The following is a 15719-nucleotide window of genomic DNA, read 5'->3' as shown; positions in this document are numbered from 1 at the left end:
CCTCCTACGCTCCTAAATCTCAGTTCTGTAAGGGTTTTCCTTTAATCCGTGCCTTGACGGTGCGGTGGCCGCATTCCTATAGTGTGCGCAAGTGGCGGAAAGTGGCATGAAGTGGGTTTTTTGAACGTAAAACGCTAAAATTTGGAGAAACGCTGACGTGTTTCGCGGAGCTAACGCTATCAGTCTCGATGCAAAGGGCCGACTCGCCATGCCGAGCCGGTATCGTGATGAGCTCGTTTCGCGTAGTTCAGGTCAGTTAATCGTCACAATCGACGCCGTTGATCCATGTTTGTGTGTTTACCCCCTCGATGAGTGGGAAGTTATCGAAACCAAACTGCGCGCACTGCCTTCGCTACGTGAAGAGAACCGCCGCCTGCAACGTTTACTGATTGGTAATGCCGTCGACCTCGAGCTCGATGGCAGTGGTCGTTTTCTGGTTCCGCCGCGTCTTCGTGAATATGCCAAGTTGGATAAGCGCGCGATGTTGGTAGGCCAACTGAACAAGTTCCAATTGTGGGACGAGGATGCCTGGGATGCGGTTTCTGCCGCTGACCTGGCTGCTATTCAACAACCGGGCGCCATGCCTGATGAACTGCGTGATTTGATCCTGTGACTATTGATAGCGGCTTTAACCACATCACCGTACTGCTTGACGAAGCCGTCGAGGCTCTAGCCGTACGTCCTGATGGCTGCTATCTGGACGGCACGTTCGGGCGCGGCGGGCACAGCCGGCTGATCCTTAGCCAGCTGGGGCCTGATGGTCGGTTGCTCGGGTTTGATAAAGATCCTCAAGCAATTGCCACCGGGCAGACGCTAGCGGCCGAAGACGGCCGCTTTGTCGTTGTGCAGCGTAGCTTTGCCGAGCTGGGTTCGGAAGTCGCCGAACGCGGTCTGGCCGGCAAGGTCAGTGGGGTTTTGCTCGACCTCGGCGTGTCTTCACCACAGCTTGACGATCCTGAACGCGGCTTCAGTTTCCTGAATGACGGCCCACTGGACATGCGCATGGACCCTTCCCGTGGGATCAGTGCTGCCGAGTTCGTCAATACCGCACCGGTGGAAGAAATCGCTCGCGTGTTCAAGGAATACGGCGAAGAACGTTTTTCCGGCCGTATGGCCCGAGCCGTGGCCGAACGCCGTGACATCAAACCGTTCGAGCGTACCGCCGACCTGGCCGAAGTCCTGAAAGTCGCCAACCCTGCGTGGGAAAAGGGCAAGAACCCGGCGACCCGTGCGTTCCAGGGCCTTCGCATTCACGTCAACAACGAACTGGGCGATCTGGAAGCCGGCCTCGAAGCTGCACTCGAATGCCTGGAAGTCGGCGGCCGTCTGGTCGTTATCAGCTTCCACTCGCTGGAAGACCGCATCGTCAAACTGTTCATGCGCAAACTGGTTAAAGGTGAAGCCGACAACTTGCCGCGCAACCTGCCGGTACGTCACGTCGCTTTCGAACCGATCATCAAAATCCATGGCAAAGCCCAGTCCGCCTCCGAGGCCGAAATCAAAGCCAACCCACGTTCCCGTAGCGCCGTCATGCGCGTAGCGGAGAAGCTGCGGTGAGCAAGCTTTACGCCAAGCCACTGCCCGGCGGAAGCTTTTTCATGCTGCTGTTGTTTGTGGGCGTGCTCGTTTCAGCGATCGGTGTGTCGTACAGCGCTCACTGGAACCGTCAGCTGTTGAACTCGCTGTACAACGAGTTGAGCGTGCGCGACAAGGCGCAGGCCGAGTGGGGCCGTTTGATCCTTGAGCAGAGCACTTGGACCGCCCATAGCCGTATCGAAGTGTTGGCCTCCGAACAACTGAAGATGCGCATACCTGGCGCAGCTGAAGTGAAGATGGTGGCGCCATGATGAAACTCGAAGGCGCAATGTTCCCATGGCGTTTCCGCGTGGTGGTGGGATTGCTCGGCATCATGGTCGCGGCGATTTCCTGGCGCATCATCGACCTGCAAGTCGTCGACCGTGCCTTCCTTAAAGGTCAGGGCGATGCGCGCAGCGTTCGTCATATTCCAATTCCGGCTCACCGTGGTCTGATCACCGACCGTAACGGCGAGCCTTTGGCCGTGAGTACTCCGGTCACCACGCTGTGGGCCAACGCCAAGGAAATGCAAACGGCCAAAGAGAAGTGGCCGGCACTGGCGGCTGCCCTGGGTCAGGACCCTAAAGCCCTGGCTGAACGTCTCGAGGCCCAGGCCAACAAAGAATTCATTTACCTGGTGCGCGGGCTGACCCCCGAGCAGGGCCAGTCCGTGCTTGACCTGAAAGTACCTGGCGTTTACGGCATTGAAGAGTTCCGGCGTTTCTATCCGGCCGGTGAAGTCACCGCGCACATGGTTGGATTTACCGATATCGATGACCACGGGCGAGAAGGGGTTGAGCTGGCCTATGACGAATGGCTCGCCGGGGTCCCCGGCAAGCGTCAAGTCATCAAGGATCGGCGCGGAAGGCTGATCAAGGATGTCCAGGTCACCAAAAACGCCAAGGCCGGCAAGCCCTTGGCGTTGTCCATTGACCTGCGCCTGCAATACCTGGCCAACCGCGAACTGCGTAACGCGATCATCGAGAACGGCGCCAAGGCGGGCAGCCTGGTGATCATGGACGTGAAGACCGGCGAGATCCTGGCCATGGTCAACCAGCCAACCTACAACCCGAACAACCGCCGCAACCTGCAACCGGCGATGATGCGTAACCGCGCGATGATCGACGTGTTCGAGCCGGGTTCGACCATGAAAGCCGTCTCCATGAGCGCCGCGATTGAAACCGGGCGCTGGAAGCCGAGCGATACCGTCGAGGTGTATCCAGGCTCCTTGCAGATTGGTAAGTACACCATCAAGGACGTATCGAAGACCGAAGGCCCGGTGCTCGACCTGACCGGCATTCTGATCAACTCCAGTAACGTCGGCATGAGTAAGGTCGCATTCGATATCGGTGGCGAGACGATTTTCCGTCTGGCGCAAAAACTCGGTCTCGGCCAGGACACCGGTCTCGGCTTCCCGGGCGAACGCGTCGGCAACTTGCCGAACTACCGCGAATGGCGCAAGGCTGAAACCGCCACGCTGTCCTACGGTTACGGTGTTTCGGTGACCGCGATTCAGCTGGTCCACGCCTTCTCGGCGCTGGCCAACAACGGTCGCATCGCCCCCTTGACCCTGATCAAAACCGACAAGGCGCCGCAGACCACGCAAGTGCTGCCGGAAGCCGTCTCGAAAACCATGCAAACCATGCTGACCCAAGTGATCGAAGCGCCGCGCGGTGTATTCCGTGCGCAAGTGCCGGCCTATCACGTGGCCGGCAAGTCGGGTACTGCGCGTAAAACGTCGGTGGGCACCAAAGGCTACGCCGAGAACTCTTACCGCTCGCTGTTCGCAGGTTTCGGGCCGATGAGCGATCCGCGTTACGCGATCGTAGTGGTGATCGATGAACCGACCAAGGCCGGTTACTTCGGTGGTCTGGTCTCGGCGCCAGTGTTCAGCAAAGTGATGTCCGGAACGCTGCGCCTGATGAACATTACCCCCGATAACCTGCCGCCGACTGAAACCGCGAATGCAACCCCCGTCGTACCGCTGAAAGCCAATGGAGGGCGCGGTTAATGTCTCTGAGTCTGAACAAGATTTTCGCTCACGCCGGTCGCGATCTGTTGATCCGTGAATTGGCGCTCGACAGCCGTAACGTGCGCGCTGGCGATCTGTTTCTCGCTGTCCCGGGCGGGCGTTTCGACGGTCGCGCGCACATCGCCGACGCCCTGCAGCGCGGCGCTGCCGCTGTGGCTTATGAAGTCGAAGGCGCAACCGTATTGCCGATCACTGACGTTCCGCTGATTCCGGTCAAAGGCCTGGCGGCGCAACTGTCGGACATCGCCGGGCGCTTTTATGGCGAGCCGAGCCGTCACTTGAATCTGATTGGCGTGACCGGCACCAATGGCAAAACCAGCGTGACTCAACTGGTGGCCCAGGCGCTCGATCTGCTGGGCCAGCATTGCGGCATCGTCGGTACGCTGGGCTCCGGTTTCTACGGCGCGCTGGAAAGCGGCCTGCACACCACGCCGAATCCGATCGCCGTGCAAGCGACCCTGGCCGACCTGAAAAAGGCCGGCGCCAAAGCCGTTGCCATGGAAGTCTCTTCCCACGGTCTGGATCAGGGGCGCGTAACCGCACTGGCGTTTGATGTGGCGGTGATGACCAACCTGTCCCGCGATCACCTCGACTACCACGGCACCATGCAGGCCTACGGCGAAGCCAAGGCCAAGCTGTTTGCCTGGAACGATTTGAAGTGCCGGGTGGTTAACCTCGACGACGAATTCGGCCGCCAGCTGGCCGCCGAAAAGCGTGAGTCGCGTTTGATTACCTACAGCCTGGAAGACACCAGCGCCTACCTGTATTGCCGTGAAGCGCAATTCGACGACGAAGGCGTGCGCGCCACGTTGGTGACGCCTCAGGGCGAGCACCATTTGCGCAGCGCCTTACTCGGTCGTTTCAACCTGAGCAACGTACTGGCCGCGGTCGGCGCCTTGCTCGGTCTGGACTACGCGCTGGACGAAATCCTCCACGTCCTGCCGAAGCTCGAAGGCCCGGCCGGTCGCATGCAGCGCCTGGGTGGCGGTACTCGACCGCTGGTGGTGGTCGATTACGCGCACACCCCGGACGCGCTGGAAAAAGTCTTGATGGCCCTGCGTCCACACGCGAAGGGTCGTTTGCTGTGCCTGTTCGGCTGCGGCGGTGATCGTGATCGCGGCAAGCGTCCGCTGATGGCTGAAGTAGTCGAACGTCTGGCCGACGGCGTGCTGGTGACCGATGACAATCCTCGCACTGAAGACCCGGCAGTGATCTTCGATGACATCCGCGCCGGCCTCAAGGCTGTGGATAAAGTGACTTTCGTCGCTGGCCGTGGCCAGGCGATTGCCCAGCTGATCGCGAGCGCGTCGGTGGATGACGTGATTGTCCTGGCCGGTAAAGGTCACGAGGACTATCAGGAAATCAATGGCGAACGTCACGCCTTCTCCGATCTGGTCGAGGCCGATCATGCCCTGACTGCGTGGGAGGTGGCGCATGCTTAAAGCCTTGAAACTGAGCGAACTGACGGGCGCGCTGAATGCTCGCCTGATCGCTGCCGACGCCACGTTCGATGGCGTCAGCATCGACAGTCGTGCGATCAAACCGGGTCAGCTCTTTATCGCCCTGACCGGCCCGCGTTTCGACGGTCACGACTATTTGAACGACGTCGCGGCCAAAGGCGCCGTTGCAGCGTTGGTCGAGCGCGAAGTCGCCGACAGCGCATTGCCGCAACTGCTGGTCAAAGACACCCGTCAGGCGCTCGGGCAGCTGGGTGCACTGAACCGGACGGCGTTCACCAACCCGGTCGCGGCCGTCACCGGTTCCAGCGGCAAGACCACGGTCAAGGAAATGCTCGCGAGCATCTTGCGCACGCGCGGTCCGGTGCTGGCCACCCGTGGCAACCTGAACAATGACCTCGGCGCGCCACTGACCTTGCTCGAACTCGCGCCGGAACACACCGCCGCCGTGATCGAACTCGGCGCCTCGCGCCTTGGGGAAATTGCCTACACCGTGGGCATGACCAAACCTCACGTGGCCATCCTCAATAACGCCGGGACCGCCCACGTTGGCGAGTTTGGCGGGCCAGAAAAAATCGTTGAAGCCAAGGGCGAAATTATTGAAGGGCTTGAGGCCGATGGCATCGCCGTTCTTAATCTCGACGACAAGGCATTTGAAATCTGGAAGGCCCGCGCGGCCGGTCGCAAAGTGCTGACGTTCGCCCTGAGCAATCTCAGTGCCGATTTCTACGCCAGCGACCTGGACCGCGACGTTCGCGGTTGCCCGGCGTTTAACCTGCACACGCCTGAAGGTGTGGAGCGCGTTCAATTGAACCTGCTCGGCACGCATAACGTCGCCAACGCCATGGCCGCCGCCGCTGCCGCTCATGCCTTGGGCGTGTCGCTGTTCGGCATCGCCACGGGGCTGGCCGCGGTACAACCGGTCAAGGGGCGCACCGTCGCGCAACTGGCCACCAATGGCATGCGCGTAATAGATGACACGTACAACGCAAACCCGACCTCCATGTGCGCCGCCGTTGATATACTCGCCGGCTTTTCCGGTCGCACCGTCCTGGTGCTCGGGGATATCGGCGAGTTGGGCGATTGGGCGGAGCAGGGGCACCGCGATGTGGGTGAATACGCCCGTGGCAAGGTATCCGCGCTGTATGCCGTCGGACCCAACATGGTTCACGCCGTAAACGCTTTCGGTCCACAGGCCTTCCACTTCAGTACTCAGGCTGAACTGATCAAGGCCCTGGGCGTCGAGCAAGACACCAACACCACTATTTTGATCAAGGGCTCGCGCAGCGCTGCGATGGAAAACATCGTCGCCGCTTTGTGCGGGGCCAGTCTGGAGAAACATTAATGCTGCTGCTGCTAGCGGAGTATCTGCAACAGTTCTACAAAGGCTTCGCGGTCTTTCAGTACCTGACCCTGCGCGGGATTCTCGGTGTACTGACCGCGCTGGTTTTGTCGCTGTGCTATGGCCCGTGGATGATCCGCACTTTGCAGAACCGTCAGATCGGTCAATCCGTTCGCAACGACGGCCCACAATCGCACTTGTCCAAGTCGGGTACTCCGACCATGGGCGGCGCACTGATTCTGTCGTCCATCGGCGTCAGCACCTTGCTCTGGGCTGACCTGAGCAACCGTTATGTCTGGACTGTGCTGCTGGTGACCTTGCTGTTCGGTGCCATCGGCTGGGTCGACGATTACCGCAAAGTGATCGAGAAGAACTCCCGTGGCTTGCCAAGCCGCTGGAAGTACTTCTGGCAGTCGGTGTTTGGTCTGGGCGCAGCGATCTTCCTTTATATGACCGCTGCTACCCCGGTGGAAACCACCCTGATCCTGCCGATGCTCAAGGATTACAGCATTCCATTGGGTGCTGGCTTCATCGTGCTGACCTACTTCGTGATCGTCGGCTCGAGCAACGCGGTCAACCTGACCGACGGCCTCGATGGTCTGGCCATCATGCCTACCGTGATGGTCGGCGGTGGTCTGGGGATCTTCTGCTACCTGTCGGGTAACGTGAAATTCGCTGAATACCTGCTGATTCCCTATGTTCCGGGCGCGGGTGAACTGATCGTGTTCTGCGGCGCGTTGATCGGTGCGGGCCTGGGGTTCCTGTGGTTCAACACCTACCCGGCACAGGTTTTCATGGGCGACGTCGGTGCACTGGCGCTGGGCGCGGCCCTGGGTACCATCGCAGTGATCGTCCGTCAGGAAATCGTCCTGTTCATCATGGGCGGCGTGTTTGTGATGGAGACCCTGTCGGTCGTCATCCAGGTTGCTTCATTCAAGATGACCGGTCGCCGTGTGTTCCGCATGGCACCGATTCACCACCACTTTGAACTCAAGGGCTGGCCTGAGCCACGCGTGATCGTCCGTTTCTGGATCATCACCGTGATTCTCGTCCTGGTCGGCCTTGCCACCCTGAAGCTGAGGTAGAAACTCGTGTCTCTGATCGCTTCTGACCACTTCCGCATCGTTGTCGGCCTCGGCAAGAGCGGCATGTCCCTGGTTCGCTTCCTGGCGAACCGGGGCACGTCGTTTGCTGTCGCCGATACGCGGGAAAATCCACCGGAACTGGCCACGCTCAAGCGTGACTATCCGCACGTGGAAGTGCGTTGTGGCGAGCTGGACGTCGAGTTCCTGTGCCGTGCCGACGAGCTCTACGTGAGCCCCGGCCTGGCACTGGCGACCCCGGCCCTGCAGGCAGCTGCTGCCCGTGGCGTGAAATTGTCCGGCGACATCGAGCTGTTCGCGCGTAACGCGAAGGCACCGATTGTCGCCATCAGCGGTTCCAACGCGAAAAGCACCGTCACTACCCTGGTCGGCGAGATGGCGGCCGCGGCGGGCAAGCGAGTGGCCGTCGGCGGCAACCTCGGTACGCCGGCACTGGATCTGCTTGGCGATGACATCGAGCTGTACGTGATGGAGTTGTCGAGTTTCCAGCTGGAAACCACTGATCAACTTAACGCCGAAGTGGCGACTGTGCTTAACGTCAGCGAAGACCACATGGACCGTTACAGCGGTCTGCCGGCCTATCACCTGGCCAAGCACCGGATCTTCCGTGGCGCCAAACAGTTTGTGGTCAACCGTCAGGACGCCCTGAGCCGTCCGTTGATGGGCGAGGGCCAGCCGTGCTGGACCTTCGGTCTGAGCAAGCCGGATTTCAAGGCCTTTGGTATCCGCGAAGAAGACGGCGAGAAATACCTGGCCTTTGAATTCCAGAACCTGATGCCGGTGCGCGAGTTGAAAATCCGTGGCGCCCATAATCAGTCCAATGCCTTGGCGGCCTTGGCGCTGGGCCACGCTGTCGGTCTGCCATTCGATGCCATGCTTACCGCCCTGCGTTCCTTCGCCGGGCTTGAACATCGTTGCCAGTGGGTTCGTGATCTGGATGGCGTCGGTTATTACAACGATTCCAAAGCCACTAACGTCGGTGCCGCATTGGCTGCCATCGAAGGCTTGGGCGCGGACATTGGCGGCAAGGTCGTGCTGATTGCCGGCGGCGACGGCAAGGGTGCCGAGTTCAATGATCTGCGTGATCCGGTGGCGACCAACTGCCGCGCCGTGATCCTGATGGGCCGTGATTCCGACAAGATCGGTCAGGCCATCGGCGATGCCGTGCCGCTGATTCGCGTCGGTTCGCTGGTTGAAGCCGTAGAACAATGCCGCGCGGCTGCCCAGTCCGGTGACGTGGTACTGCTGTCGCCCGCCTGCGCCAGTTTCGACATGTTCAAGAACTACGAAGACCGTGGTCACCAGTTCGTCCAAGCTGTGGAGGAATTGGCATGAGTCTGAAAAATATCATCAAACCTTATCCGTCGCCCATCATCACCGGGCGCGGTATCGACCTTGATTTCCCGATGCTCGCCGGTTGCCTGGCATTGATCGGCCTGGGGTTGGTCATGATTGCTTCGGCATCGACTGAGGTGGGGGCAGTACAGTCGGGCAGCGCCCTGTACTACATGATTCGCCACCTTATCTACATCGTCCTGGGCCTTGGGGCCTGCGTCATCACCATGATGATCCCGATCGCCACCTGGCAACGCCTGGGCTGGTTGATGCTGCTGGGTGCATTCGGTTTGCTGGTGATGGTGATCATTCCGGGGATCGGCCGTGAAGTGAACGGTTCGATGCGCTGGATCGGCTTCAGTTTCTTCAACGTTCAGCCTTCCGAGATCGCCAAGGTGTTTGTGGTGATCTACCTCGCCGGCTATCTGGTGCGTCGCCAGAAAGAAGTGCGCGAAAGCTGGATGGGCTTCTTCAAGCCGTTCATCGTGCTGCTGCCAATGGCCGGCCTGTTGCTGATGGAGCCGGACTTCGGTGCCACCGTCGTGATGATGGGGGCGGCGGCGGCCATGCTGTTCCTTGGCGGGGTCGGGCTGTTCCGGTTTTCCTTGATGGTGGTCCTGGCCGTCGCGGCGGTGGTGTTGTTGATTCAAGTGCAGCCGTATCGAATGGCGCGTCTGACCAACTTTGCCGACCCGTGGGCCGACCAGTTTGGTGCTGGCTATCAGTTGTCTCAGGCATTGATCGCGTTTGGTCGCGGCGAGTGGCTGGGCGTGGGCCTGGGCAACAGCGTGCAGAAACAGTTCTATCTGCCGGAAGCCCACACCGACTTCGTGTTCTCGGTGCTGGCCGAAGAACTGGGGGCCGTGGGTTCGTTGTGCACCGTAGCGCTGTTCGTCTTTGTCTGTATTCGTGGCATGTACATCGGTTATTGGGCCGAGAAGGCCAAGCAGTTCTTCGCCGCCTACATCGCGTACGGCCTGTCGTTCCTGTGGATTGGTCAGTTCCTGATCAACATCGGTGTGAACGTCGGCCTGCTGCCGACCAAAGGCCTGACGCTGCCGTTCCTCAGTTATGGCGGCAGTTCGTTGGTGATTTGCGGTGCCTGTCTCGGCTTGTTGCTGCGCATCGAGTGGGAGAGTCGAACCCACCTGGGCAGTGAAGAGATGGAGTTCCAAGAGAGTGACTTCGCCGAGGAGCCACCCCATGGGCGCTAACGTATTGATCATGGCCGGCGGTACCGGGGGGCACGTATTCCCTGCGCTGGCCTGTGCTCGCGAATTCCAGGCCCGCGGTTACACCGTGCATTGGCTTGGAACGCCGCGTGGCATCGAAAACGATCTGGTGCCGATGGCCGGTATCGAGCTGCATCTGATCAACGCCAGCGGTCTGCGCGGCAAGGGCAAGCTGTCCTTGCTCAAGGCGCCGTTCATGTTGCTCAAGTCCGTCTGGCAGGCGCGGGCGATCATTCGTCAGCTGCGGCCGGTGTGCGTGGTCGGCTTCGGTGGTTATGTGACCGGCCCTGGTGGTGTTGCCGCCAAACTGGCCGGTGTGCCGGTGATCGTTCATGAACAAAACGCCGTGGCCGGTACCGCCAATCGGTTGCTGGTGCCGTTGGCCGCCCGGGTCTGTGAAGCGTTCCCCGACACCTTTACCCTGTCGGACAGCCGTCGGACCACCGGTAACCCGGTGCGCACCGAGCTGTTCCTCGAAACAGCGCGACCAGCCCTGGCCGGTCGCAAGGCGCGTTTGCTGATCCTGGGCGGAAGCCTGGGCGCAGAACCGTTGAACAAATTGCTGCCTGAAGCCCTGTCGCAAGTCGCCCCCGACCTGCGTCCGGAAGTGTTTCATCAGGCCGGAAAAAACCACGATGAAGTGACTGCAGAGCGCTATCGCGCGGCTGGCGTCGAGGCGCAAGTGCAGCCTTTCATCAAAGACATGGCCCAAGCCTATGGCTGGGCCGACCTGGTGGTGTGCCGCGCAGGCGCGCTGACCATCAGTGAACTGGCCGCCGCCGGTCTGCCCTCGATGCTGGTGCCTTTGCCCCATGCGATCGACGATCACCAGACCCGCAACGCCGATTATTTGGCTCGTGAAGGTGCTGCCTTCCTGATGCCGCAAAGAACGACTGGCGCAGCGGATCTTGCCGCTCGCCTGACAGAGGTCCTGATGCAACCACAACGACTCAACGATATGGCCACCGCGGCACGCCGCCTGGCCAAACCCGATGCCACCCGTAACGTGGTCGATACCTGTCTGGAGGTGGCCCATGGTTGAGAATCAGAAAGCCATGCCGCAACCGGAAATGCGCCGCATCCGTAAAATCCACTTCGTCGGTATCGGCGGCGTGGGCATGTGCGGCATTGCTGAAGTGTTGTTGAACCTGGGCTATGAGGTGTCCGGTTCCGACCTGAAGGCTTCGCCAGTGACCGAGCGCCTGGAATCTTTCGGCGCGCAGATCTTTATCGGCCACCGTGCCGAGAACGCTGCCTCCGCTGATGTGCTGGTGGTGTCGAGCGCCGTCAACACCTCCAACCCGGAAGTCGCGACTGCGCTGGAACGCCGTATTCCGGTGGTACCGCGCGCCGAGATGTTGGCCGAACTGATGCGCTACCGCCACGGTATCGCCGTCGCCGGTACCCACGGTAAAACCACCACCACCAGCCTGATCGCTTCGGTGTTCGCGGCCGGTGGCCTGGACCCGACGTTCGTCATCGGTGGCCGTCTGAACGCCGCGGGCACCAATGCCCAGCTCGGCACCAGCCGCTATCTGATCGCCGAAGCCGATGAAAGCGACGCCAGTTTCCTGCACTTGCAGCCGCTGGTGGCCGTGGTCACCAACATCGACGCCGATCACATGGCGACCTACGACGGTGACTTCAACAAACTGAAAAAAACCTTCGTCGAGTTCCTTCACAACCTGCCGTTCTACGGTTTGGCCGTGGTGTGCCTGGACGATCCGGTGGTGCGTGAAATCCTCCCGCTGGTCAAACGCCCGACGGTCACTTACGGCTTCGGCGATGACTGCGACGTACGCGCCATCAATGTGCGTCAGCAGGGCATGCAGACCTTCTTCACCGTGCTGCGCCCTGAGCGCGAGCCGCTGGATGTCTCGGTGAACATGCCGGGCAACCACAACGTATTGAACGCGCTGGCCACCATCTGCATCGCCTCTGACGAGGGTGTCAGCGATGAAGCCATCGTCCAGGGCCTGTCCGGGTTCCAGGGGGTCGGCCGTCGCTTCCAGGTCTACGGCGAATTGCCGGTCGAAGGCGGCAACGTGATGCTGGTCGACGACTACGGTCACCACCCGACCGAAGTCGCCGCCGTGATCAAAGCCGTGCGCGGTGGCTGGCCGGAGCGCCGTCTGGTGATGGTTTACCAGCCGCACCGTTACAGCCGCACCCGCGACCTGTACGACGATTTCGTCAATGTACTGGCTGACGCCAATGTCCTGCTGTTGATGGAAGTCTATCCAGCGGGCGAAGAACCGATCCCTGGCGCCGACAGCCGCAAGTTGTGCAACAGCATCCGTCAACGCGGGCAGTTGGACCCGATCTACATCGAGCGCGGCGTCGACCTCGCGCCGCTGGTCAAGCCACTGCTGCGTGCTGGCGACATCCTGCTGTGCCAGGGCGCCGGTGATATCGGTGGCCTTGCTCCAAAACTATTGAACAGTCCGTTGTTCGCTGGCGCCGTTGCCGCGCCAAGCGTGGGGAAGTTGAAATGACTGCTGCTTACGCCAACCTCGTCTCCACTGTCGCGCCGAAAGACTTCGGCCGCGTTGCCGTGCTGTTCGGTGGCAAGAGTGCCGAGCGGGAAGTTTCCCTGAAGTCGGGTAATGCGGTCCTCGCAGCACTGCAAAGTGCCGGTGTGGACGCGTTCGGTCTCGACGTCGGCGATGACCTGTTGCAGCGTTTGCTCAACGAAAAGATCGACCGCGCCTTCATCATCCTCCACGGTCGTGGTGGCGAGGACGGCAGCATGCAAGGCCTGCTCGAATGCCTGGGCATTCCGTACACCGGCAGCGGCATTCTGGCTTCGGCACTGGCCATGGACAAACTGCGCACCAAGCAGGTCTGGCACAGCCTGGGCATTCCGACGCCGCGTCATGCCGTATTGAGCAGCGAAGCCGATTGTATTTCGGCAGCGACGGAACTGGGCTTCCCTTTGATCGTCAAACCGGCGCATGAAGGTTCAAGTATCGGTATGGCCAAAGTGAGTTCCGCGTCTGAATTGATCGACGCCTGGAAAGCGGCCAGTACCTACGATTCGCAAGTATTGGTCGAGCAATGGATTCACGGTCCGGAGTTCACCATCGCCACCCTGCGTGACCAGGTGTTGCCTCCGATTGCCCTGGGCACGACGCACAGCTTCTACGACTACGACGCCAAGTACATCGCCAACGATACCCAGTACCGCATTCCATGCGGGCTGGACAGCACCAAGGAAAAGGAACTCATGGACCTCACGGCGAAAGCCTGCGAGGCGCTGGGTATCGCCGGTTGGGGCAGGGCAGACGTGATGCAGGACGCCGACGGGCAGTTCTGGTTCCTGGAAGTGAATACCGCACCGGGTATGACCGATCACAGCCTGGTGCCGATGGCGGCCCGTGCTGCCGGTCTGGATTTCCAGCAACTGGTTCTGGCCATTCTGGCAGCCAGTTATGCCGGCAATGAAGAGCCAAGAGGTTAAGACCATGCAAGGCGCGCAGCTAAGACATCAGCCTCCTCCAGCACCCGGCCGCAAGCCGGTGCCACGAGGTGCCAGCCGAATGGTGGCGAAAGAGCCGATGTCTGTGCGCCTGCCGAAAGCCAATTTTGGTTTTCTCAAAGCGTTGTTCTGGCCCGTGCTGTTGATTGCGCTGGGGTTTGGCACTTACGAAGGCGCGCAGCGTTTGCTGCCGTACGCTGACCGGCCAATCACCAAGATCAACGTTCAGGGCGATTTGAGTTACATCAGCCAGCAAGCCGTGCAGCAGCGGATCGCCCCGTACGTGGCGTCGAGCTTCTTCACCATCGACCTGGAAAGCATGCGTACCGAGCTTGAAACGATGCCATGGATCGCCCACGCCGAAGTGCGCCGGGTGTGGCCGGATCAAGTGGTGATCCGCCTGGAAGAACAACTGCCGGTGGCCCGTTGGGGCGATGAGTCGCTGTTGAACAACCAGGGCCAGGCGTTCACCCCGCGTGAGCTGGCGAACTACGAACACTTGCCTCAGCTGTTCGGCCCACAGCGGGCTCAACAGCAGGTGATGCAGCAGTACCAGGTGCTCAGCCAGATGCTCAGGCCGCTGGGCTTCTCGATCGCACGCCTGGAATTGCGTGAACGCGGCAGCTGGTTCCTGACCACCGGCGCCGGCAGTGCCGGTCCCGGGATCGAACTGCTGCTGGGCCGCGGCAAGCTGGTGGAGAAGATGCGCCGTTTCATCGCCATCTATGACAAGACGCTTAAAGAACAGATTACGAACATTGCGCGCATCGATCTGCGCTACGCCAACGGCCTCGCTGTTGGCTGGCGGGAACCTGTAGCGCCCACGACAGCCCAACCCGCTGTCGCGAAGAATTAAGAAGAGGCAGGACCCATGGCAAACGTGCAAAGCGGCAAAATGATTGTCGGTCTCGATATCGGCACCTCCAAGGTGGTGGCGCTGGTCGGCGAGGTTGCGGACGACGGCACGCTCGAAATCGTCGGGATCGGTACCCATCCGTCCCGTGGCCTGAAGAAAGGCGTGGTGGTGAATATCGAATCCACCGTGCAGTCGATCCAGCGCGCCATCGAAGAAGCGCAATTGATGGCCGGTTGCCGCATTCACTCGGCGTTTGTCGGCGTGGCCGGCAATCACATCCGCAGCCTGAACTCCCACGGCATCGTCGCCATTCGTGATCGCGAAGTCAGCCCGGCCGACCTTGAGCGCGTCCTCGACGCTGCCCAGGCTGTGGCGATCCCGGCAGACCAGCGCGTGCTGCACACCTTGCCGCAGGATTACGTGATCGATAACCAGGAAGGCGTCCGTGAGCCACTGGGCATGTCCGGCGTGCGTCTGGAAGCCAAGGTTCACGTGGTCACTTGCGCCGTCAACGCCGCACAGAACATTGAAAAATGCGTGCGTCGTTGTGGCCTGGAAATCGACGACATCATTCTCGAACAACTGGCTTCTGCGTATTCGGTCCTGACCGACGACGAGAAAGAGCTGGGCGTGTGCCTGGTGGACATCGGCGGCGGTACCACCGACATCGCCATCTTCACCGAAGGTGCGATCCGTCACACCGCCGTGATCCCGATCGCGGGCGATCAGGTGACCAACGACATCGCCATGGCGTTGCGCACCCCGACCCAGTACGCCGAAGAAATCAAGATTCGTTATGCCTGCGCCCTGGCCAAACTGGCCGGTGCCGGCGAAACCATCAAGGTCCCAAGCGTTGGCGACCGTCCACCGCGCGAGCTGTCCCGTCAGGCCCTGGCCGAGGTGGTCGAGCCGCGTTACGACGAGCTGTTCACGCTGATCCAGGCCGAACTGCGTCGCAGCGGTTACGAAGACCTGATCCCGGCCGGCATCGTGCTGACCGGAGGTACGGCGAAGATGGAAGGCGCCACCGAACTGGCCGAAGAGATTTTCCACATGCCGGTGCGCCTGGGCGTGCCCCATGGCGTCAAGGGCCTGGACGACGTGGTTCGCAACCCGATTTATTCCACCGGCGTTGGTCTGTTGATGTACGGCCTGCAAAAGCAGTCCGACGGGATTTCGTTCTCGGGCATCAGCAGCCGTGACAGCTACAGCAATGACGAACCGAAAGCCGCCTTGCTCGATCGCATCAAGAGCTGGGTACAAGGCAACTTCTAAAGATTTACCGCAGCACCGTTGTAGAAACAGGCAG

14 protein-coding genes are annotated in these 15719 nt (G+C 60.7%); all 14 read left to right on the top strand.

What is annotated here, in order from left to right; all coding sequences use genetic code 11:
- Window positions 1-157 precede the first annotated feature (157 nt).
- Genes mraZ through ftsA form a run of 14 tightly spaced genes read left to right on the top strand, consistent with a single transcriptional unit; the run spans window position 158 to window position 15685 of the window.
- Window positions 158-613: a division/cell wall cluster transcriptional repressor MraZ gene (mraZ, locus tag AC3ISI_RS24005; RefSeq protein WP_007943733.1), complete on the top strand. Its 456-nt coding sequence runs from the start codon at window positions 158-160 to the stop codon at window positions 611-613.
- Entirely contained in the window at window positions 610-1557 is a 948-nt protein-coding gene (rsmH, locus tag AC3ISI_RS24000) for a 16S rRNA (cytosine(1402)-N(4))-methyltransferase RsmH (protein WP_489334110.1), read from the top strand. Before mraZ ends, rsmH begins: the two co-directional genes overlap by 4 nt.
- On the top strand, window positions 1554-1847 hold the full coding sequence (ftsL, locus tag AC3ISI_RS23995; protein WP_489334109.1) for a cell division protein FtsL: 294 nt from the start codon (window positions 1554-1556) through the stop codon (window positions 1845-1847). Before rsmH ends, ftsL begins: the two co-directional genes overlap by 4 nt.
- Entirely contained in the window at window positions 1847-3586 is a 1740-nt protein-coding gene (locus tag AC3ISI_RS23990; protein WP_489337780.1) for a peptidoglycan D,D-transpeptidase FtsI family protein, read from the top strand. The genes ftsL and AC3ISI_RS23990 overlap by 1 nt, the downstream gene beginning before the upstream one ends.
- Window positions 3586-5049 carry a UDP-N-acetylmuramoyl-L-alanyl-D-glutamate--2,6-diaminopimelate ligase gene (locus AC3ISI_RS23985; RefSeq protein WP_489334108.1) on the top strand — a complete coding sequence of 488 codons (1464 nt, stop codon included), beginning with the start codon at window positions 3586-3588 and terminating at the stop codon, window positions 5047-5049. Before AC3ISI_RS23990 ends, AC3ISI_RS23985 begins: the two co-directional genes overlap by 1 nt.
- A complete protein-coding gene (locus AC3ISI_RS23980) occupies window positions 5042-6409 on the top strand; it encodes a UDP-N-acetylmuramoyl-tripeptide--D-alanyl-D-alanine ligase (protein ID WP_489334107.1) in 1368 nt (455 codons plus the stop codon). Before AC3ISI_RS23985 ends, AC3ISI_RS23980 begins: the two co-directional genes overlap by 8 nt.
- Complete coding sequence (mraY, locus tag AC3ISI_RS23975) at window positions 6409-7491, top strand: phospho-N-acetylmuramoyl-pentapeptide-transferase (protein WP_123435073.1); 1083 nt, start codon at window positions 6409-6411, stop codon at window positions 7489-7491. The genes AC3ISI_RS23980 and mraY overlap by 1 nt, the downstream gene beginning before the upstream one ends.
- 6 nt (window positions 7492-7497) lie before the next feature.
- Window positions 7498-8844: a UDP-N-acetylmuramoyl-L-alanine--D-glutamate ligase gene (gene murD / locus AC3ISI_RS23970; RefSeq protein ID WP_489334106.1), complete on the top strand. Its 1347-nt coding sequence runs from the start codon at window positions 7498-7500 to the stop codon at window positions 8842-8844.
- Window positions 8841-10058, top strand: a complete 1218-nt coding sequence (gene ftsW / locus AC3ISI_RS23965; protein ID WP_489334105.1) for a putative lipid II flippase FtsW — start codon at window positions 8841-8843, stop codon at window positions 10056-10058. Before murD ends, ftsW begins: the two co-directional genes overlap by 4 nt.
- Window positions 10048-11118 carry an undecaprenyldiphospho-muramoylpentapeptide beta-N-acetylglucosaminyltransferase gene (gene murG, locus AC3ISI_RS23960; RefSeq protein WP_489334104.1) on the top strand — a complete coding sequence of 357 codons (1071 nt, stop codon included), beginning with the start codon at window positions 10048-10050 and terminating at the stop codon, window positions 11116-11118. Before ftsW ends, murG begins: the two co-directional genes overlap by 11 nt.
- Complete coding sequence (murC, locus tag AC3ISI_RS23955) at window positions 11111-12571, top strand: UDP-N-acetylmuramate--L-alanine ligase (RefSeq protein ID WP_150781797.1); 1461 nt, start codon at window positions 11111-11113, stop codon at window positions 12569-12571. Before murG ends, murC begins: the two co-directional genes overlap by 8 nt.
- Window positions 12568-13536 carry a D-alanine--D-alanine ligase gene (locus AC3ISI_RS23950; RefSeq protein ID WP_489334102.1) on the top strand — a complete coding sequence of 323 codons (969 nt, stop codon included), beginning with the start codon at window positions 12568-12570 and terminating at the stop codon, window positions 13534-13536. Before murC ends, AC3ISI_RS23950 begins: the two co-directional genes overlap by 4 nt.
- Before the next feature lie 4 nt (window positions 13537-13540).
- Window positions 13541-14410 carry a cell division protein FtsQ/DivIB gene (locus AC3ISI_RS23945; RefSeq protein WP_489334101.1) on the top strand — a complete coding sequence of 290 codons (870 nt, stop codon included), beginning with the start codon at window positions 13541-13543 and terminating at the stop codon, window positions 14408-14410.
- Between the two features lie 15 nt (window positions 14411-14425).
- The gene (gene ftsA / locus AC3ISI_RS23940) at window positions 14426-15685 is read left to right on the top strand and encodes a cell division protein FtsA (protein WP_223515261.1); all 1260 of its coding nucleotides are present in this window, start codon (window positions 14426-14428) and stop codon (window positions 15683-15685) included.
- The last annotated feature ends 34 nt before the right edge of the window (window positions 15686-15719 follow it).

This window comes from Pseudomonas sp. GL_139_B (assembly GCF_057834475.1).
The sequence above is the reverse complement of the archived record's forward strand: the minus strand, read 5'-3'. Positions and strand labels throughout refer to the sequence as shown.

Coding starts and splice junctions, on each gene's coding strand:
- AC3ISI_RS23990 (WP_489337780.1), top strand. CDS start 1,847: ATGAAACTCGAAGGCGCAATGTTCCCATGGCGTTTCCGCGTGGTGGTG.
- AC3ISI_RS23985 (WP_489334108.1), top strand. CDS start 3,586: ATGTCTCTGAGTCTGAACAAGATTTTCGCTCACGCCGGTCGCGATCTG.
- AC3ISI_RS23980 (WP_489334107.1), top strand. CDS start 5,042: ATGCTTAAAGCCTTGAAACTGAGCGAACTGACGGGCGCGCTGAATGCT.
- mraY (WP_123435073.1), top strand. CDS start 6,409: ATGCTGCTGCTGCTAGCGGAGTATCTGCAACAGTTCTACAAAGGCTTC.
- ftsW (WP_489334105.1), top strand. CDS start 8,841: ATGAGTCTGAAAAATATCATCAAACCTTATCCGTCGCCCATCATCACC.
- murG (WP_489334104.1), top strand. CDS start 10,048: ATGGGCGCTAACGTATTGATCATGGCCGGCGGTACCGGGGGGCACGTA.
- murC (WP_150781797.1), top strand. CDS start 11,111: ATGGTTGAGAATCAGAAAGCCATGCCGCAACCGGAAATGCGCCGCATC.
- AC3ISI_RS23950 (WP_489334102.1), top strand. CDS start 12,568: ATGACTGCTGCTTACGCCAACCTCGTCTCCACTGTCGCGCCGAAAGAC.
- AC3ISI_RS23945 (WP_489334101.1), top strand. CDS start 13,541: ATGCAAGGCGCGCAGCTAAGACATCAGCCTCCTCCAGCACCCGGCCGC.
- ftsA (WP_223515261.1), top strand. CDS start 14,426: ATGGCAAACGTGCAAAGCGGCAAAATGATTGTCGGTCTCGATATCGGC.